The 18,136-nt window shown below is 63.1% G+C and carries 18 protein-coding genes; 17 read left to right on the top strand and 1 reads right to left on the bottom strand.

Annotated elements, in window-relative coordinates; all coding sequences use genetic code 11:
* Nucleotides 1-26 precede the first annotated feature (26 nt).
* The 5 genes from F8S13_23995 to F8S13_24015 all read left to right on the top strand — a co-directional run bounded on the left by F8S13_23995 (nt 27) and on the right by F8S13_24015 (nt 4,292).
* A complete protein-coding gene (locus tag F8S13_23995) occupies nt 27-665 on the top strand; it encodes a response regulator transcription factor (protein KAB8140296.1) in 639 nt (212 codons plus the stop codon).
* A gap of 264 nt (nt 666-929) precedes the next feature.
* Entirely contained in the window at nt 930-1,538 is a 609-nt protein-coding gene (locus tag F8S13_24000; protein KAB8140297.1) for a disulfide bond formation protein B, read from the top strand.
* Between the two features lie 172 nt (nt 1,539-1,710).
* Nucleotides 1,711-2,628: an undecaprenyl-diphosphate phosphatase gene (locus F8S13_24005; GenBank protein ID KAB8140298.1), complete on the top strand. Its 918-nt coding sequence runs from the start codon at nt 1,711-1,713 to the stop codon at nt 2,626-2,628.
* A gap of 107 nt (nt 2,629-2,735) precedes the next feature.
* The gene (locus tag F8S13_24010) at nt 2,736-3,188 is read left to right on the top strand and encodes a response regulator (GenBank protein ID KAB8140299.1); all 453 of its coding nucleotides are present in this window, start codon (nt 2,736-2,738) and stop codon (nt 3,186-3,188) included.
* Nucleotides 3,189-3,404: 216 nt separating this feature from the next.
* Nucleotides 3,405-4,292 carry a VOC family protein gene (locus F8S13_24015; protein ID KAB8140300.1) on the top strand — a complete coding sequence of 296 codons (888 nt, stop codon included), beginning with the start codon at nt 3,405-3,407 and terminating at the stop codon, nt 4,290-4,292.
* Between the two features lie 75 nt (nt 4,293-4,367).
* Here F8S13_24015 and F8S13_24020 read toward each other — a convergent pair whose 3' ends face one another.
* Nucleotides 4,368-6,197 (bottom strand): DUF1080 domain-containing protein, encoded by a 1,830-nt coding sequence (locus tag F8S13_24020; protein ID KAB8140301.1) that lies wholly within the window; start codon nt 6,195-6,197, stop codon nt 4,368-4,370.
* Nucleotides 6,198-7,080: 883 nt separating this feature from the next.
* Here F8S13_24020 and F8S13_24025 point away from each other — a divergent pair.
* From F8S13_24025 to F8S13_24080, 12 genes are all read left to right on the top strand, one after another.
* Nucleotides 7,081-8,640, top strand: coding sequence for a hypothetical protein (locus tag F8S13_24025; GenBank protein ID KAB8140302.1), 1,560 nt, complete (start codon nt 7,081-7,083; stop codon nt 8,638-8,640).
* A gap of 1 nt (nt 8,641) precedes the next feature.
* Complete coding sequence (locus F8S13_24030) at nt 8,642-10,117, top strand: DUF2029 domain-containing protein (GenBank protein KAB8140303.1); 1,476 nt, start codon at nt 8,642-8,644, stop codon at nt 10,115-10,117.
* Between the two features lie 2 nt (nt 10,118-10,119).
* Nucleotides 10,120-10,404, top strand: a complete 285-nt coding sequence (locus F8S13_24035; GenBank protein KAB8140304.1) for a biotin--protein ligase — start codon at nt 10,120-10,122, stop codon at nt 10,402-10,404.
* Nucleotides 10,401-11,189 carry a lipoate--protein ligase family protein gene (locus tag F8S13_24040; protein KAB8140305.1) on the top strand — a complete coding sequence of 263 codons (789 nt, stop codon included), beginning with the start codon at nt 10,401-10,403 and terminating at the stop codon, nt 11,187-11,189. Before F8S13_24035 ends, F8S13_24040 begins: the two co-directional genes overlap by 4 nt.
* 344 nt (nt 11,190-11,533) lie before the next feature.
* Nucleotides 11,534-12,880, top strand: a complete 1,347-nt coding sequence (locus tag F8S13_24045; protein ID KAB8140306.1) for an AAA family ATPase — start codon at nt 11,534-11,536, stop codon at nt 12,878-12,880.
* Nucleotides 12,881-12,961: 81 nt separating this feature from the next.
* Nucleotides 12,962-13,288 (top strand): hypothetical protein, encoded by a 327-nt coding sequence (locus tag F8S13_24050; protein KAB8140307.1) that lies wholly within the window; start codon nt 12,962-12,964, stop codon nt 13,286-13,288.
* A 180-nt stretch (nt 13,289-13,468) separates the two neighbouring features.
* On the top strand, nt 13,469-14,137 hold the full coding sequence (locus F8S13_24055; protein KAB8140308.1) for a DUF3427 domain-containing protein: 669 nt from the start codon (nt 13,469-13,471) through the stop codon (nt 14,135-14,137).
* A 113-nt stretch (nt 14,138-14,250) separates the two neighbouring features.
* Complete coding sequence (locus tag F8S13_24060) at nt 14,251-14,970, top strand: cysteine hydrolase (protein KAB8140309.1); 720 nt, start codon at nt 14,251-14,253, stop codon at nt 14,968-14,970.
* A gap of 359 nt (nt 14,971-15,329) precedes the next feature.
* A complete protein-coding gene (locus tag F8S13_24065; GenBank protein KAB8140310.1) occupies nt 15,330-15,935 on the top strand; it encodes a hypothetical protein in 606 nt (201 codons plus the stop codon).
* A gap of 12 nt (nt 15,936-15,947) precedes the next feature.
* On the top strand, nt 15,948-16,562 hold the full coding sequence (locus F8S13_24070; protein KAB8140311.1) for a hypothetical protein: 615 nt from the start codon (nt 15,948-15,950) through the stop codon (nt 16,560-16,562).
* Between the two features lie 831 nt (nt 16,563-17,393).
* Entirely contained in the window at nt 17,394-17,822 is a 429-nt protein-coding gene (locus F8S13_24075; GenBank protein KAB8140312.1) for an SRPBCC domain-containing protein, read from the top strand.
* Complete coding sequence (locus tag F8S13_24080) at nt 17,822-18,061, top strand: hypothetical protein (protein KAB8140313.1); 240 nt, start codon at nt 17,822-17,824, stop codon at nt 18,059-18,061. Before F8S13_24075 ends, F8S13_24080 begins: the two co-directional genes overlap by 1 nt.
* Nucleotides 18,062-18,136: the final 75 nt, after the last annotated feature.

Below are 18,136 nucleotides of genomic sequence, written 5' to 3' on the forward strand. Positions count from 1 at the left end.
CACACCAACATAGAGGGAGCTTTCCTATGGTCCGCCTATTTGTTGTTGACGATCACCCGGTGGTGCGCCACGGGATCGTCGCTATTCTGCGCTACGAGGCCGATATCGAGGTGGTGGGCGAGGCCGCCGACGGCCAGGACGCTATCGACGGCATCCTGGCGCGCTCGCCCGATGTGGTGCTGCTCGACCTGCGGCTGCCTACCCGCAGCGGCATCGAGGTGATGCGCGAGGTGCACGCCCAGAAGCCCGGCGTGCGCTTCCTAGTGCTCACCACCTACGACACCGACGCCTACATCGCCCCGGCGCTGGCGGCGGGCGCGCAGGGCTACCTGCTGAAGGATGCCACGCCCGACGACCTGGTGAAGGCGGTGCACACCGCCATCCAGGGCGGCGTGACCCTGGAGCCAGGGGTGGCCGCCCGCCTGCTGGGCCGCGTGGCCGAGAGCGGGCGCGGCGAGGAGCTGTCGGCGCGCGAGCTGGCGGTGCTGCGGCTGCTGGTGGGCGGGGCCAGCAACAAGATCATCGCGGCCCAGCTCTACCTCTCCGAGAACACCGTCAAGTCGCATATGAGCCATATCTTCAGCAAGCTGGGCGTGCAGAGCCGCGCCGAGGCCGTGGCCACCGCGCTCCAGCGCGGCCTGATCCCCATGGACCAGCTCCAGTAGCCAGCGGGGGCGCGGGCAAGCGCTGCGCCCCTCACCCCGCTCCCAGCCGCTCGGCGGCGCTGCCCTGGCCCCACTAAAGAGTTGATGAGACTGCCCTACGCCGCCGCTGGCCCGCCCCGGCCCCAGATAGCCCGTGCCGATGGTGCAGATCGGCGATCACCCCCTTTTAAAAGGGAAGCGCCGTCGCCCCGTGCCCAGCGCAGGCGGCAGATGTTTTCTGCTATAATCCTGGCAGAAGCCATCAACTGTTTGAGAGCATATCTTATGAGCAACCCCGAGATCTCCGCGTCCGCCGAGGCCGACGCCCCCGAAGAGCAGGGGGGCAGCGCCTTCACCAGCTCGCTCGGTCTCTACTCGCGCTATATCGCGCTGCTGACAGCCTGGGTCGCCACATGCGGCAGCTTGTTCTTCAGCGAGGTGCTAGGCTGGCAGCCGTGCCTCATGTGCTGGTATCAGCGCATCCTCATGTATCCGCTGGCGATCATTTTGCCGGTCGGCATCTTGCGCCGCGACAGCAAGCTGCACCTCTACGCCCTGCCCTTCCCGCTGATCGGCATGTTTGTCTCGCTCTACCACTACCTGCTGATCAAGACCACGATCTTCCCGCCGCCCGCGTGCTCGGTGAGCGTGCCCTGCACCGTCGACTACATCGACTGGTTTGGGTTCATCAACATCCCGTTCATGGCGCTCACCGCCTTCATCATCATCGCCGCCATGATGTTCATCTCCATGCGGCAGCCCTTCGACGAGGAGCTGGATGAAGATGGCGAGCCGGTGCAGCGCCCGCTGCTCTCGATGGAGAACATCCTGGTGGTGGCGATCATCGGCATCGTGGTGCTGTGGTTCGCGGTGGCGGGCCGGATCATGGGCTAGCGCGGCATAACAAAAACCTCACGGCCAGATGACAAAACCTGAAGCCTGGCGCGGCAAAGCAGATCTATAATAGCCCAAGCGGTGCGGCCCCCTGCGATCGTACAGTGCGCAGGGGGCCATTTTGTCTGTCGCCAGCGTGGCGGCGCACAGCTAGAGAAAGGCTCGTGAACCTATGCAGAAGACATCCGGCGCGCGCGGGCGCGGCCAGGCCACCACATGGCTCGTGCTCGCGGCGCTCGCGGCGATCTTGGTTGCTGGCAACCTGCTCGCCACAGGCGAGGTGCGCACATGGTGGAACGTGGTGACGCTCGGCGTGGTCGAGGGCATCACCGAGTGGCTGCCGATCTCATCCACCGGACACCTGCTGGTGGTGGGCAAGCTGCTCAACTTCCAAGAGAATATCGGCGGTACCTTCGAGATCTTCATCCAGCTCGGCGCGATCCTGGCTGTGGTGGCCTACTACGCCCGCGACCTCATCCAGCAGGCCCGCGCCCTGCCCAGCAGCGCGCAGGTGCGCCACTTCTGGGCCAGCATCGTGATAGCGTGCATCCCGGCGGGTCTGCTAGGGCTGCTGCTGCGCAAGTGGATCAAGGCCGTGCTGTTCGAGTCGCCTACCACCATCGCGATCGCGCTGATCGTCGGCGGCATCATCCTGCTGCTGGTCGAGCGGCTGACCCTGCGGGTGACCACCACCGACGTACAGAAGACCAGCTTCCGTCAGGCGCTGGGTATCGGCGTGGCCCAGGTGTTCTCGCTCATCCCCGGCGTCTCGCGCTCGGCATCCTCGGTGGTGGGCGGCATGCTGGCCGGGCTGGATCGCCCGACGGCCACCACGTTCTCGTTCTACATGGCCATGCCCGTGCTGGGCGCGGCCACCGTGGTGGATCTGCTGGGTAGCCTGGACATGGTGACATCAGCCGATGTGCCGCGCCTGATCGTGGGCACCGTGGTGGCTATGATCACTGCATGGTTCAGCATTGGCTGGCTGCTGCGCTATATCGCCCGCCACAGCTGGGTCTCGTTTGGCATCTACCGCATCCTGGCCGGGCTGCTCATCCTCGGCCTGGTGGCCGCTGGCGCGCTTCGCTAGGCGCTCGCAGCCACCTGCACCTGAGTAAATCATCACACAACTGGCTATAGCCGTGGCAGAAAAGCGATGATATGCTACACTAACGGAACGATTATTGCTGCCATGCTATGGAAGCTGCGGTCGACAGACGCTCGCCAATGAGCGTATGGTCCTCAGCGAGCTCTGAAAGATCCGCCATTGTACACAACATCATGAATATGCCCGCTACAATTCTGATCGCCGACGACGAGCAGCCGATCACCGAGTTTGTCCGCGAGGTGCTGGTTGACGAGGGCTACAGTGTTCGAATCGTCCACGACGGCGCGAGCGCGCTGCTGGCCATCGAGTCCTACCAGCCCGACCTCGTGATCCTCGATGTGGCTATGCCTGTGATGACGGGCGATGAGGTGCTGCGCCGCCTGCGCGCAGGCCGGTTCCGCACCCTGCCGGTGATCATGGCCACGGCGGGCATGCACCCGCAGCGGTTCTTGAACGAGGGGGCCACGGCGACCCTGGCCAAACCCTTCGACATCGACGAGCTGCTGACCCTCATCAGCCAAAGCCTGCGCCTGCGCCGCTAGGTGCTGGCGCGCCGCCGTGTGGTCTGGCGATGCCAGGCCGCGCGGCCTCGCCATTGGGTAACGAGCCTGCCCAGGCACCCACACCGTCCCGCCGCATCCTGGCGGGCTGGCGCACCCCGCCGCCCGAGGACACCGCCAGGGACACCCCGAGGGACCCGCATACCCTATCATATCCACCATAGCAGCCGTATCAACCTACCGCCTCGGGGAACACATATGACAACACCTACCGTAGCAGCGCCCGCCGCCGCAACCGCATCGCCTATCGACCCGCGCACATCGGTGGGCGCGGTCACGCTGAGCGTGGCCGACCTCGCCCGCTCCAGCGCCTACTACCAGGAGCACATCGGCCTGGCCGAGCTGGGCCGCGACGCCACCAGCGCCACGTTTGGCGTGGCGGGCCTGCCGCTGCTGCACCTGCGCCAGCAGCCCGGCGCGCGCGTGGTGCGCCGCGCCACCGGCCTCTACCACTTCGCCCTGCTGCTGCCCAGCCGCCGCGACCTAGCCCTGATCATCAAGCACTTCGCCGAGGCCCAGACGCCGATCGGCGGGGCCTCCGACCATATCGTGAGCGAGGCGCTCTACCTCTCCGACCCCGACGGCCACGGGATCGAGATCTACCGCGACCGCCCGCGCGAGCGCTGGTACGACGCCAAGGGCAGCTTCCTGATGACCACGGTGGCGCTCGATATCTACGACATCCTGGGCGAGCTGGGCGAGAACCCGCCCGCATGGGGCGGCCTGCCCCAGGGCACCACCATGGGCCATGTGCACCTGCAGGTCGCGCGCATCCCCGAGGCCGAGTCGTTCTACCTGGGCGTGCTGGGCATGGATCGCATGGCTGCGCTGCCCCAGGCCAGCTTTGTGAGCGCGGGCGGCTACCACCACCACCTGGGCATGAACACCTGGGCGGGCGTGGGCGTGGGTGCGCCGCCCGAGGGCGCGGCCCGCCTGATCGAGTACGAGCTGGTGCTGCCCGACGCGGCGGCGCTGGATGCCACCCTGGAGCGCATCCGCGCCGCCCAGGCCCCGCTGGAGCGCCGCGCCGACGGCTGGCTGACCCGCGACCCCTCGCACAACCACATCCTGCTGCGCGCTGGGTAGGCCCACAGCACATAGCAAGAGCAGCGCTCACCCTTCTGGGGTGAGCGCTGCTCTTGCTATGTGCCTAACTTTAGGCTATTTGAACGAGTAGCTCAGGCTGCCGTCGCTGTTGAACGACCACGAGAAGCTGCCGGTGTACGACGAGCAGGCCGAGGCGTTCGAGCCCATCCACCACGCGTTCGAGCCAGCGTCGGTGCCCACGATCTTGTCGTTCGAGCCGCTGGAGGTGCGGCACGACAGGTTGCCCTTGAACACCGACGAGCCGCCCTCGAAGGTGAAGTTGCGCTCGCCGCTGTCCACCGCCACGTTGCTGGTCATCTGGATGCTGCCGGTGTTGCGGTTCCAGGTGAAGCCATGCTTGCCGTTGTGGTAGGCCAAGTTGTTGCGGATGATGTGGTTGACGCCGATGTCCTCGCCGCCCAGCTTGAAGCCGTTGCGGTCGCCATTGCCAGCCGTCGAGCCATCGCTCAGCGTGCCGTTGTTATAGGCGATCGAGTTCTCGATCGTCACCGCGCCGATCGCGCCGGTGTCGCTCTTGGTGTACAGATCCCAGCCGTCGTCGATGTTGTTGTGCGAGACATCGTAGCGGAAGATGTTGCCCGGGCCGACGGTCAGCTTGGCCGCGAAGCCGTCCGCATCCTCGCCATCCGAGTCGGCGTTGTCGTGCGACTCGCAGCTGACGATCAGGTTGTTGGCCGGCCAGTCGGCGTAGGCGGCGGTGGAGACGTAGCGGCCAAGCTGCAGGCCGGTGTCGCGGTTGTAGCGCGTCACCACGCGCTCGATGATGTTGTTGTTGCCGCCCACGAACACGCCGTTGTCACCGGCGCGCTGCACGATCAGGCCCTTCACGTGCCAGTACGAGCCGTTGACGCTCAGACCACGGTTGGTGGAAAGCTCGGCCATGGCCGAGAAGTCGAGGATCGGCGTCTCGCCGGGGTAGGCGAACAGCTGCTTGCGGGCGCTGGATGTGCCATTGTTGCCGCGCTCGATCATCACCGGCGTGGCGTAGCTGTAGGTGCCGCCGCGCAGGTAGATGATGCCGCCCGCCGCCACCCGCGTGATCGCGGAGGTGAGCGTGGTGGGGGCCGAGATTGTGCCCGCCGCGCTGTCGCTGCCGTTGGGCGCGGCGTAGATGGCCGAGCCAGGCACCGGCGTGGCCGGGATAGCCGTGGCCGTCGCCACGGTGGTCGGCGTCACGGGTGTGGCCGTCCTAGTGGGCGTGGCGGTGCCGGGCACCGGCGTGGATGTCTTGGTGGGCGTGCTGGTGGGCACGGTGGTCGGCGTGGTGCCGCCAGCGCCGGTCACGCTCACGTCGTCGAACGAGGCGGTGCCGTTATAGGTCACCAGGCCCACCTGGCCAGAGGCGTACTGGCTGTCGGTGGCGGTCACATATTTGGTGCCGTTCACGTAGCCGGTGAGCGTGCTGCCCTGCACCTGCAGCCTGAGCGTGTACCATGTGTTGGTATCCACCGTGAACGAGACCGAGGTGAGCGTGTTGGTCGACCCCGAGGAGATGCGGCGCAGCTCGATCTTGTTGGCGTTGCGGATGATCAGCGTGTAGAAGCTGGTCGCGCTCTGGGCGCGGGCGATCACGCCCACATACTCGCTGCCGCCGCTGAACGAGAGCGGCTTGACCTTAGCCTCGACGGTCTGGTCGGCCCAGGACGAGCCAGCGAGCGAGCGCGACTGCCCGCTGACGGTGCTCTGCTGGTAGACCTTCGAGCCATCCGTCACCACCGACCAGCTGCCGCCGGTGGTCGCCCACCCATCCGCGTTGCCATCCTCAAAGGTGTCGCTCAGCAGCGTCGATGACTGCGCCTGGAGCGGCAGGGCCTGGGTGGCCAGGGCCAAGGCCCCGATGATGCCAACCAGGAATACGTGCCGGGCTTTGCGTGCGATCGTCATTGAGATCTCTCCTTCACACACCAGTGTGTTTCATGCGTGTTCTCGCCCTTATTTGAACATCGCGGTTGCCCTAGTATAAAAAATGCGTTAAGGATTCTGGCGTGATCTATGTGGAGAATACCGCGCTACGTTTTATTTCTACCGCCACGGTTGAGTAATCGCGGTAAATAATAGCGTATGGGGTGTAAAATGATTTTTCGGACAAGCGGTATGTTTCCGGCAATGGTGCATTTTTCGGACGCTATGTGCTATTTTTCGGATGCTCGTCCATAGTTTAGGCAGTCCTTTCGGGCCTTGGTATTTTGGTAGTAAAGCGGTTCCCCCTCGCGGTATTCGTCCCCTCAGAGTCTTGGTGTCTTGGTGGTAAAGCCGTTCTCCTTCGTGGTTAATCGGTCCCGCTTGTGTGGTGGGTGCATGCCCTGCGCGGGCGGCGCCGAGGGGCCAGCCCCTCGGAACCCCGCCAGAGGGAGTCGCCCCTTGGAACCCCCAATTTAAGGCGTTCCAATGCTGTTTTCTGGCAGCTGGCGTTCGTGCATATGGCCATCAAAACATCAGCGGCACCTTCGCCGCATGGACCAGGTGGGATGCGGTAGCGGGCAATCCCCTATTCCCATTCATTCCCTTCGTGCCTTCGTGCCTTCGTGGTATTCGTTCTCGTGTTCCTTGGTGCCTTGATGTCTTGGTGGTAAAGCCGTTGGCGGCGGGCGCTTTTATGCTATGATGAGCGCCACAAAAGCGCCCGCAGGGCCGCGCAAAACCGCCGCCGCTGGCATGCCAGATGCATGGCACCCCAGTAGCGGCCCGCATATGTCCAATGGCGTGACAGAAGTTCAGGCGAGGCCTGGACTTCTGTTCTTTTAGAGCTGTACGATAGGGCAACTGCATGACCCACAGATTCCCCCAGGGCCGCGAGACGCGGTCCGCCGTGCCGTGGCTGCTGGCCATCGGCGCGCTCTCCACGGCGCTGTACGCCCTGATCTGGCGGTGCTACCCGCTGCTGGATCTGTACACCAAGCAGCGCTTCGTGCTCAAGAACTACACCCAGTCCAACCCGGCCACCGGGGCGGCCATGGCGGCGGTGGTGGTGGCGCTGTTCGCGCTGTACGCACTGGGCTGGTACGCCCTGCGCACACGGCAGCCCGGCGGGCGCGGCGCGCTGGCGCTGCTGCTGCTCTTCCCCGCGCTGGCGGTCGGCCTCCTGCTCGCGACCCAGCCGATCACCTCCACCGACCTGTACGACTACCTGTTCAGTGGGCGCATGGCCGCGCGCTACGGGGCCAACACCTTCGTGGTGCCGCCCAACCAGTACAGCGGCGACAGCCTCTACCTCTACGTGGTGTGGCGCAACGCCGTCACCGCCTACGGGCCGCTGTGGGTGGCCATGAGCCACTTGGCCGCCTGGCTGGCGGGCGAGCGGCCCGGCGCGCCGGATGTGGCCCAGGCCCAGCTGCTCAGCCTGATCTTCGCCTACAAGCTGCTGGCGGTGCTGGGCTACGCCCTGTGCGGCGCGGCGATCTGGCTGGCGCTCGGGCGCATCGCCCCGCAGCACCGCCGCACCGGCCTCTACATCTGGCTGTGGAACCCCATGGCGCTGTGGGAGACCGTGGCGGTGGGCCATAACGACGTGTGGCTCATCCTGCCGATCGTGCTGGCGGTGTGGCTGGCCGCGCCCAGCGCCCGCGCGCCGCGCGAGCAGGTGGGGCTTGCGCGGCCCTGGTGGGCCATGGTCGCGCTCACGCTGGGCGCGCTGATCAAATACCTGGCGCTGCTCTACGCGCCGCTGGTGCTGGTCAGCTCGCTGCGGCGCATGCCCACGTGGCGGCGGCGCGCGCACCTGCTGGTGCTGGGCGGGCTGGCCTGCCTGGCGCTGATCGTGCTGGCCTACGCACCCTACTGGGCCGGTGCCGACACCTTCATCAACTTCGCCAACCGCAAGAGCCTGTACAACGCCACCTGGCTGGCCGCCGTGCGCCCGCTGCTGATCGCGCCCTTCGGCGAGGAGGGGGCCAAGGATGTGGCGTCGGGCGCTGGCATGGTGCTGCTGGTGCTGGGCGTGCTCTGGGCCACCTGGCTCAGCTTCCGCGCCCCCGAGCAGCTGGCGCGCCACATGATCTGGCTGACGCTGTGGTTCTTCTTCGTGGCCAACCCGTGGTTCCAGCCCTGGTACGCGCTGTGGGCGCTGGCGCTGGTGGCGCTGGTGCCGGGGCTGCGCCACACGGCCTGGGCGGTGGCGCTGATGTGTATGACCGGCACGCTCACCTACATGGCCACCACCTTCGTGCTGCCGCGCTGGGGCCTGCGCGAGACCGAGTCGCTGTGGCACGTGCTGCTCTCGGCGCTGGTCTACGGGCCGCCGCTGCTGGTGCTGGCCTGGGGCTGGGCCGCGCCGCGCTGGTCGCGGGCCTCGGCCCAGCCGCGCGCGGCGCGACAGGGGGCCGCCTAGCATGGCCGCCTACCCCCCGCAGCCAGCGCGCGGCCCGCTGCTGCTGTGGCTCTACGGCGCAGGAATGCTGCTGGTGGCCAGCGCCTTCGTGTGGCGCTACCCGCTCATCCCCAACGCCCACGCCCTGGCCGACATTGGGAAGCTGGCGAAGTATCAGCCCGCCGAGTTCGCGGGCTACCTGGGCGGCATGGCGGCGCTCTGGCTGCTGTACTTCGCCGCCCTGCGCGAGAGCAGGCGGCTGGCCGCGCGCCACGTAGTCGCGGCGGCCTTCGGCTGGGGCGCGGCGCTGGCCTTCGCCTTCGTGTGGCTCTACCCGGTGAGCGCCATCGACGTGTTCCTCTACGCGGTGCGCTCGCGCCTGCTCACAGCCTATGGCGAGAACCCCATCGCCATCCCGTTCGCCGCGCACCCCGGCGACGCCTGGATGCCCTTCGCCACGCAGTACTGGGCCGCGCGGGTCTCGCCCTACGGGCCGCTGTGGAATCTGGTGGGCGCGCCGATCACCGCCGCGAGCGGGGCTGACATGCCGCTGGCCCTGCTGGGCTTCAAGCTGCTCTCGGCGCTGTGCGTGCTGGCGGCGGGCTATGTGGCCATGCGCACCGCCCATCGCGGGCGGCACGGCCAGCGCGCCAGCAGCGCCGCGCTCTTTTTCATGTGGAACCCGCTGGTGCTGTGGGAGGGCGTGGGCAACGCGCATAACGATACGCTGGTCATCCTGCTGATCCTGCTGGCGCTGTGGGCCTGGGAGGCCCGGCGCGATACGCTGGTGCTGCCGCTGCTGGTGCTGGCCACGCTGCTGAAGTATGTGGCGCTGCCGCTGCTGCCGCTGGCCGCCGTGGCGGTGTGGTTCCGGCTGCCGCCCCGCCAGCGGCCCCGCGCGGCCCTGGCCAGCGCCGCCCTGTGCGCGGCGGCGGTCGCCCTGGCGCTGTTCCCCTTCTACGATCTGGCCGCCATCCCCCGCGCCCTGGCCGATCAGCAGGCCCTGCCCTACACCTCGCCCACCTCGCTGGCGCTGGCGCTGCTGGCCCCGCCCCACGCCCCGCGCCAGGTGGAGCACTGGGCCACGCTGGTGGGGGCTGCGGCGCTCGGCCTCACCGTGCTGTGGCAGATGGCCCGCCTGCGCCGCAGCCCGCAGCGCCTGCCCCGCGCCTGCTTCGAGACGCTGTTCGTGCTGATCCTGGCGCTGGCCAGCGCGCGCGGCTGGTACCTGATCTGGCTGGTGGGGCTGGCCGCCGCGCTGCCCGGCCAGTGGCCGCGCTGGCGCTGCCACGCCTGGGCCATGGCTGCGCTGGCCACCTACGCCTTCTTCATCTGGGTCGAGGCGTGGTGGCAGCCGGGCTACACCCGCACCCAGGTGGTCGGCACGCTGATCATGTTGGTGCCGCCGCTCGCCATCACCGCCGCCGAGATCGCATACGCCGCGCCGAACGTATTTATTCGTATAATGGGGCCAAGGGCCGTTTCTATGGAGAAGTAGCAATGCACGGTGAGTACAAGGTGCCCGGCGGCAAGCTGGTCGTGGTCGACCTGGATGTGCGCGACGGGCGGCTCTGCGATATAGAGCTGAGCGGGGATTTCTTCCTGGAGCCGGATGAGGCGCTGGGCCGCATGGCCGCCGCCGTGGCCGGGCTGCCCGCCCAGGCCGACGAGGCCAGCATCGCCCAGGCGGTGCGCGAGGCCGCGGGCGACGCCGAGCTGATCGGCATCACGCCCGAGGGTGTGGCCGTGGCGGTGCGCCGCGCGGTCGAGGGGGGCGCGCGATGAGCACACCGAACCGCGACGCCGCGTGGCGATCATACCCGTGGCAGCTCATCCACGGCGCGGCGCTCCAGCCCGCCTGGCACATGGCCCTCGACGAGGTGCTGCTGGAGGAGGTGGCCGCAGGCCGCAGGCCGCCCACGCTGCGCATCTGGGAGTGGGCCAGCAACGCGGTGGTGATCGGGCGCTTCCAGTCGGTGCGCAACGAGGTGGACCTGGATGGCGCGGCCCGCCACGATGTCCACGTGGTGCGCCGCATCAGCGGCGGCGGCGCGATGTTCATCGAGCCGGGCAACACCATCACCTACTCGATCTACGCGCCCCAGGCGCTGGTGGCGGGCATGCCCACCGTCGACTCCTACGCCTTCCTCGACCAGTGGGTGATCGACGCCTTCGCCGAGGTGGGCGTGAAGGCCTGGTACCAGCCGATCAACGACATCACCTCGGCGGGCGGCAAGATCGGCGGCGCGGCCCAGAAGCGCCACCCCGGCGCGGTGCTGCACCACGTGACCATGGCCTACGACATCGACAGCGCCAAGATGCTGGAGGTGCTGCGCATCGGGCGCGAGAAGCTGAGCGACAAGGGCACCGCCAGCGCCGCCAAGCGCGTCGACCCCGTGCGCAGCCAGACCGGCCTGCCCCGCGAGGCGATCATCGCCCAGCTCGTCGCCACCTTCCGCGCCAAGTACGGCCTCGCCGACTCCAGCCTCACCCCCGCCGAGCAGGCCGAGGCCGAGCGCCGCGTCCGCGAGAAGTTCGACACCGACGCCTGGCGCTTCATCGTCCCCTAGCCCCGCATAGCATCCACCCCGCAGCGCGGCCCGCCGGAAGGGGGGCCGCGCTGTTTTGTGCGCCGGGGCGGGGCGGAGAGCACCCTGACAGGGGCTTGACAAGGGTGTATAATGAAGGGGCAAAAGTGTTTACGATATGATATATTATCTTCGAACAAATAACTTAATAGCTGATTAAGCAAATTCCTAAAATTTTATCATATTCACATAATAATAACACAAGACTTTCAGGAACAACATGTTACACATAAAATATCAAAATATAGTTTAATATTTTTCTATCAATATTTTTTCTTTCACATTTTATATATTTACACCTAAGTATATAATCAAAGATAAATAATATGACCAAACCAGAAATATATCACGTAACCGATGTTTTTACACCAACACGTCCTGCACGTGCAACATTTGTTGAGCGTGATGTAATTAATGACAAACTAGTTAGCGCACTTCAAACCCCAGGCAAGCAAATCGTTGTATATGGTCATTCTGGATCAGGCAAGACTACTCTACTTGTCAATAAATTACATCAACTTTACGAGAATCATATAACTACTAGGTGTATTTCCGATATGACATTTGATCAGATGATAATAAATGCATTTGATCAACTTAATACATTTTTTGAAACCGAGCAAGTTAAATCCAAATCCGCACAAATATCTTCTTCAATCCAAGCCGAGTACTTTGTGATAAGATCACAAATTGGATCACAAATAGATGAACAAACTCAAACAAAGCAGCAACGAATCTTACCTCCTCAACTTACGCCACAGACACTTGCCAAACTCCTAGGAAAATCTAAGTGTTGTTGGGTATTAGAAGACTTTCATAAGATTAATTCTATTCAAAAGAAAAATCTTTCCCAGGTTATGAAGTTATTTATGGATATGTCCGATGAATATCCTACACTTAAGATCATAGCTATTGGTGCAGTAGATACTGCAAGACAAGTTATAGAATATGATCCAGAAATGAGAAATCGTGTTTCTGAAATATATGTTCCGCTTATGAGCGAATATGAAATTAGACAAATTATAACCAAAGGCGAAGATTTACTAAATTTTCTCGTCGACGATCAAGTTAAATCCGGAATCACTAACTACTCTAATGGAGTCGCTTCTGTCTGTCACCAACTTCTTCTTAATATATGTTTTGCAGCAGATATTATGGAAACAAAAATCCATGATAAACAAATTATAACCCATCAAGAATTAGCACAAGCACTTGAAATGTATTTAGAAAACGCCTCAGATACTCTTAAAAGTGCTTTTGAAAAAGCATTTCGAAAAACAAAAGCTGGGCGTTTTGATAACAATAGGCTTATTTTACGTGCTCTGGCAAAGTCTGGACAAGATGGTGCTACCCATGGAGAACTTTTAACAATTATCAGAAAGGATCAGGCAGACTACCCGTCTGGTAATCTAACTATATACCTTAATAAGCTTCAGTCATCAGAGCGAGGGTCATTGATTAGATACAATACAGCTTCAGGAAAATATTCGTTCAATGACCCTATATATAGAGCTTTTGCAATGTCGCTCTTTGCAAAAGAAAAACATCCAACCAGTAACATCGAAATAAATATACTCAATATAATAAATTCACTCACCCCGTCTAAACCCAGCAAGACGCTTATCGATTTTCTACAACTTGCTATTGATTTTCAAAATAAGAAAAACACATAGAATTAAACACAATTTAAATAACTCTATCAAATATAGCATTAATTTATCAAAAACCCCAACCAATAAATATGAAAGGTTTGTATGAAATTTTTCATCCCATACGCTAAAGATAAAGAACAAGAACAGAACGTTTACGACAGTACAAAAAGATTTCTCTCTGAACAACTAGGCGCTGAGTTCGCTGATAGAAAGATCTTCAGTCTACGATATCATCATAATGGAAAATCTTACTACGCCGAAGTAGGAAAGAACGACACAGTAGAAGGTGAACCTGTCATAGTGATTCTCTACGAAGCTATGCGATCACTATACCATATCTGTACTCCTAATAGGGGCGTTGTACGAGGCATGTCTATTCTCGTTGGTTCTCATGAAGTGGAACAAGTGGTTGATTTCGAGCAAGAATAACTCTATCGTGACTCTACGACTAACAAAATCCCATCAACAAACCATAGCTTATTATCATCGGATAACCACATAAAATAGCTTGTCATGAACTATCTTATGTAATCATCTATTCCTCCAACCTCAGTACGGATCAATGCTCACCCAACAAATGCCCGATGGGGCGAGTCAGGCAAAATCATAATGCATTCGCCATGCCTAATGATCCCTCCGCCATGCCTGGCGACGCGCCCAGCGACACCGGGCAGCGCCCACAGCGGGCATCAGCGCTACCCACCCCTCCCCAAGCCACCGCCCGCGCTGATACAGCCTCCACGCCCCGCCCGCAGCCCCACAAGCCCCCCGCGCACAGCCCCAAGGCACACCCACAGCTATTCAGCTACCCCATCCGCGCCTATGCTATACTTAGCGGCGTCATCCCACACCGAGAGACCCACGGAGGAAGGAGCTATCGCTGTGCCCGTCTCCTTTGAAGCGATCGCCGTCGGCCAGACCTACTCGCGCAATGATCTCGTGCGCATCTGGGGCTATGCGGCACCCCAGGCGCTCGCTCGCGGCGTCGTCACGCCGAAGAATGACCACAAGATCATCCTCTTTGTCACAAAAGAGAAGCAGGCGAGCGCGACGCAGTACCAAGATCATATCGAGGGCAGCCAGCTCTTCTGGGAAGGCCCAAACGATCACTTCGCCGAGGATCGCATCGTAGGCGCACCCAAGAATAGCGACGAGATCCATCGCTTCTACCGCGAGCGCCATCACGCCGACTTCACCTACTATGGCCAGATCACGCCGACCCAGGCCCAGCAATATGCCGATCAGCCGAGCCGCTTTGTGTTTGCGTTAGGGTCATAGCAGCACCCCGCCGCCGATGCGCCCATCCAAGATCCGCTGGGGGCCGCCGTCGCACGCATGCCAGGGCGGTGCCCCCTTCAGCGCAGAGCGATGGGCAGAGGCGCGGCTCTCACATGGCCCCGCAGAAGAGAGATGTGCCGCCCCAGCGCGGCAGATCGAATGAAATCAAGGAGCGTTCTGTGCAGAAAGCGTTTGGCCTCGAAATCCCACAGCGCATCGAGGAGGCTTGCAGCCCGCAGCGAATGGCCCTGATCGTCTACGACATGCAGGTCGGCATCCTGCACCAGCTTAAAAATGGCCCTGCGATCACCGCCAAGGTGGCCGAGGTCGTGCAGATGGCGCGCGAGGCGGGCGTGCGGATCTTCTTCATGCGCCATATGTCCTTGCCGAACAACCTGGCCGGCGTCTTCCAGCTGCGCCAGGCTATGGCGTGGCAGCGCGCCGACTCCGTGGCCGATGTGCAGCCGTGGTTCCTCCGCGACACACCTGGGTTCGCGCTCGCCCCCGAGCTGACGCCGCTGCCCACCGAGGCGATCTTTGACAAGATCACCTTCTCGGCCTTTGAAGGGACGCCGCTCAACATCGCCCTGCGGGACTGCGGCATCCAGGCCTTCGCCATCGTTGGGGTCGCCACCGAGATCGGCATCGAGCCGACGGTTCGCCACGGCGCGGACCTAGGGTACATCCCTATTGTTGTCACCGACGCCTGCGGTGCTGGCCATGAGGAGGCGGGCGACCGCGCCATGGCCAGCCTGCGCTTTATGGGGGATGCCTTCTTCACCACCGTCGCGGAGCTGGGCGACATCCTCCGCCAGAAAGACGGCGTGGAGTAGGCCAGGGTCGCCGCAACCACCACCGCGCTCAATCGACCAGGGCGGCCAAGGCAGCCCAATGCACAAGGCCGCCCTGGTCGATTGTGGGTGCGCACGTCCTCGCGGTCAGCTGCCCCTGCGCACCCTGCGCCCATGCCATCGCACGCACCGCGAGCCTTCCCGCAGGCCCACTTCGTGATCCCGCTGCGGGGCGACAGCGCCGATCAGGTCGCGCAGAGGAAAAGAGATGAGCGACGAGATCCATCGCTTCCACCGCGAGCGCCATCACGCCGACTTTACCTACTACAGACAGATCACGCCGACCCAAACCCAGCGCCGACGCGGTGGCGCGCTGGCATGCGATATTCGAGAGGCACACCATGTTCTCCTGGCTCAAAAAGCGCCGCAGCCCCGCCCAGCCCCCCGCGCCGGACCGCCAAGGGCCGCGCTTCTCCGATCACTTCTCCGCCGACAGCGGCGGCGCGGTCTCGGGCAGCTACGCCATGTGGTTCCCCTCCGCCGAGGAAACGCCCGCATCCCTAGCGCACGCGCTCGGCGTCATCGACCGCGTCTACGAGTCCATGGACAGCATCGAGACCTTTGCCCTCGCGGAGATCCTGGGCTGCTTCGGCGGCATTGAGCGCGATGTCATGCGCGTCACGCTCCCCGACGAGACCGCTATCCTGCCCATGCGCTCGGCGGCAGGCCTGAGCTTTCTGCTATCGGTATCGCAAGAGAAGGGCATCCGGCTGCACTTTCTGCGCTCCGCCCCCGATGACCTGCGCGCCGAGGCGCTCTCCAGCTTCACCAGCTACTTCGCGGCCCGCCGCCAGCAGATCATCCAGGATCTGCTGGGGATACCCACGCCGCCCGCCACAACCTACGTTGGGAAAGCATGGTGGGACACGATGAAGGAGGTAGCCAGCGGCCTGCAGAAAGAGGGCGTGCCAATGGAGAAATTTGGGACCATCATCTACCAAGCCTAGAGCGCCACGAGGGTGGGCGAACAGCGCCAGGAGCTACCCGCCCAGGAAATTGGCAGCCGCAAAGAGACACGCAGGGCTAGGTACACCTACCAGCCGCCACAGCCGCCAGACATCTTCTACCGCTTCCTGTTCGGGCATGTGACAGCCCAAGAGCTAGGGCGCTTCATCTACCAGGCCGACACGCGCGCGGCGTACGTCGGCGCGCTCTGGGAGGACGAGCTGCTGGCCTTCCCCTTCCACGTCCCCGATGCGGATCAGCGCCTGCGCCAGCTGATTATGACAATCATCCGCGACCTGCCGACCACACAGGATAACGAGCCGCGCTTCCGGCGAGCCGAGCTGGTGCGCAGCATCCACGACCTCCAGCAGAACCGCACCCCGCTGTATGAAGGGGCCGCAGCTATCTGGACTATGGGCTACCAATTCTTCGAAGATTATTCGAATGACCCAGACTTTAGGGTCTTCTGGGGCATCGCTGTGATCTTTGAGATCTGGCAGGAAGAGGGTGTGGCCACCCCCGAGCTATTCTATCGCGACACCATCGCGCAAACATGGGGCGACGCGCGCGACGACCTCGCCAGCGCGTGCCAGGGCCTGCTGCGCAGCTACGACCCCTACTATGCGTAGCGGCCACAACCCCTCCTCTTTGCGCATGCCGTCCAGATGCAGCAGATCACGGGAGAGAGCTTGCCAGCGATGGTATACTATCGTTCAACGCCATGGGTCGAGCGATAAGCGGTAGATAGTGCGCTCTGGTGTGCCAGACCATGCGCGCAACATTGAGTCCGCCAGTAGCGCTGCATGTGAACGATACGCTCAGCTCGCATGAAAATCATGATTGCGGCGCACCATCCCACCTTGCCCATGCGGCGAAGGTGCTACGCGTGCACGCTGGCCATATGCACGAACACCAGCAGCCAGGGAGCAGCACGGGAACGCCCAAAATTGGGGGATCGAAGGGGGCATCGCCCCCTCGCGGGTGTGAACGATACGCTCAGCTCGCATGAAAATCATGATTGCGGCGCACCATCCCACCTTGCCCATGCGGCGAAGGCGCTACGCGTGCAAACTGGCCATATGCACGAACACCAGCTGCTAGTTTTCAGCATAGGAACGCTCAAAATTGGGGGATCGAAGGGGGCATCGCCCCCTCGCGGGGTCGCTAGGGGCTGGCCCCTAGCCGCCGCCCGCGCAGGGCACACACCAAACAGAAAAGAGGAACCATCATCATCGAGGCCGCAGAAGGTCGGCCCGCCCGCGCAACGCTGCACGCATTGCCTATGGTTGGAGCGACGCAAAAACGATGTAGGGCACACGCCCGCCAACCCGCACCATCGCCCAACGGCGACAGATCGACCGGACCGGGACCAGCGCGTCTCATACCCCTGGCGCGCATAGCCAGGCCGCCGAGCAGGGCGATGCGCACGCAGATGCCGCCAAGCCACAAGGAGCAGATCGATGAAGACAACCACCTCGCGGATCACCATCCAGGCACCGGCTGAACGCGTCTGGGATGCGCTGACGCAGCCGACGCTGGTCAAGCAGTGGCAGTACGGCACCGATCTGGCGACGGACTGGGGTGCGGGCAGCCCGATTGCGTTCCGCAACGAGTGGAACGGCCAGCTGTTCACCCAGAGCGGGACGGTCCTAGAGGTCGACGCGCCGCGCCTGCTGCGATACTCGCTGTTCGCGCCCCGGCCAGGGCTGGAAGATCGCCCGGAGAACCGCTTTGTGATGACCTACCGGCTTGAGGAGCGCGCCGGGTCGACCGACCTGACGATCGTGCAAGACGACCCGCGCGAGCAGGCTGCGGGCGATGCGGGCGACGAGGATGAGGCGGGCAGCCCGATCTTGCAGGCCCTGAAAGCGCTGGCTGAGCAGGGCTGATGGAGCAGAACACCACCATAGCCGACCTGCTGCTGCGGCGGCTTCGTGCGGCGGGCGTCGACAACGCGCTTGAGATCACCCTGGCAGCCGAGGGCCTGCGGGCGCTGTGCCAGCGGGGCGGCGTGGCCACGCCCAGGCCGCAACGCGCTGGTGCTCTCGGCCCTGCAGCCGGGGCCGCCGACCGCCGCCTTCTGGGAGCACGCCGCCCAACGGCGTTTGGAAGGCACCCATGGGCGTGAAAAACCACCGCATTGAGGGCATCTTCTGCGCTGGCCAGACGACCGTCTGCGCCGGGCTGCAGCGGCGCGGCCACC

Source organism: Chloroflexia bacterium SDU3-3 (assembly GCA_009268125.1).
Lineage (GTDB): Bacteria > Chloroflexota > Chloroflexia > Chloroflexales > Roseiflexaceae > SDU3-3.

What these genes read in the sequence shown, in the direction of transcription:
- F8S13_24010 (KAB8140299.1), top strand. Translation starts at nt 2,736, where the DNA reads ATGGAAGCTGCGGTCGACAGACGCTCGCCAATGAGCGTATGGTCCTCA.
- F8S13_24075 (KAB8140312.1), top strand. Translation starts at nt 17,394, where the DNA reads ATGAAGACAACCACCTCGCGGATCACCATCCAGGCACCGGCTGAACGC.
- F8S13_24045 (KAB8140306.1), top strand. Translation starts at nt 11,534, where the DNA reads ATGACCAAACCAGAAATATATCACGTAACCGATGTTTTTACACCAACA.
- F8S13_24025 (KAB8140302.1), top strand. Translation starts at nt 7,081, where the DNA reads ATGACCCACAGATTCCCCCAGGGCCGCGAGACGCGGTCCGCCGTGCCG.
- F8S13_24065 (KAB8140310.1), top strand. Translation starts at nt 15,330, where the DNA reads ATGTTCTCCTGGCTCAAAAAGCGCCGCAGCCCCGCCCAGCCCCCCGCG.
- F8S13_24030 (KAB8140303.1), top strand. Translation starts at nt 8,642, where the DNA reads ATGGCCGCCTACCCCCCGCAGCCAGCGCGCGGCCCGCTGCTGCTGTGG.
- F8S13_24035 (KAB8140304.1), top strand. Translation starts at nt 10,120, where the DNA reads ATGCACGGTGAGTACAAGGTGCCCGGCGGCAAGCTGGTCGTGGTCGAC.
- F8S13_24000 (KAB8140297.1), top strand. Translation starts at nt 930, where the DNA reads ATGAGCAACCCCGAGATCTCCGCGTCCGCCGAGGCCGACGCCCCCGAA.
- F8S13_24020 (KAB8140301.1), bottom strand. Translation starts at nt 6,197, where the DNA reads ATGACGATCGCACGCAAAGCCCGGCACGTATTCCTGGTTGGCATCATC.
- F8S13_24080 (KAB8140313.1), top strand. Translation starts at nt 17,822, where the DNA reads ATGGAGCAGAACACCACCATAGCCGACCTGCTGCTGCGGCGGCTTCGT.
- F8S13_24015 (KAB8140300.1), top strand. Translation starts at nt 3,405, where the DNA reads ATGACAACACCTACCGTAGCAGCGCCCGCCGCCGCAACCGCATCGCCT.
- F8S13_24050 (KAB8140307.1), top strand. Translation starts at nt 12,962, where the DNA reads ATGAAATTTTTCATCCCATACGCTAAAGATAAAGAACAAGAACAGAAC.
- F8S13_24055 (KAB8140308.1), top strand. Translation starts at nt 13,469, where the DNA reads ATGCATTCGCCATGCCTAATGATCCCTCCGCCATGCCTGGCGACGCGC.
- F8S13_23995 (KAB8140296.1), top strand. Translation starts at nt 27, where the DNA reads ATGGTCCGCCTATTTGTTGTTGACGATCACCCGGTGGTGCGCCACGGG.
- F8S13_24060 (KAB8140309.1), top strand. Translation starts at nt 14,251, where the DNA reads ATGGCCCCGCAGAAGAGAGATGTGCCGCCCCAGCGCGGCAGATCGAAT.
- F8S13_24005 (KAB8140298.1), top strand. Translation starts at nt 1,711, where the DNA reads ATGCAGAAGACATCCGGCGCGCGCGGGCGCGGCCAGGCCACCACATGG.
- F8S13_24040 (KAB8140305.1), top strand. Translation starts at nt 10,401, where the DNA reads ATGAGCACACCGAACCGCGACGCCGCGTGGCGATCATACCCGTGGCAG.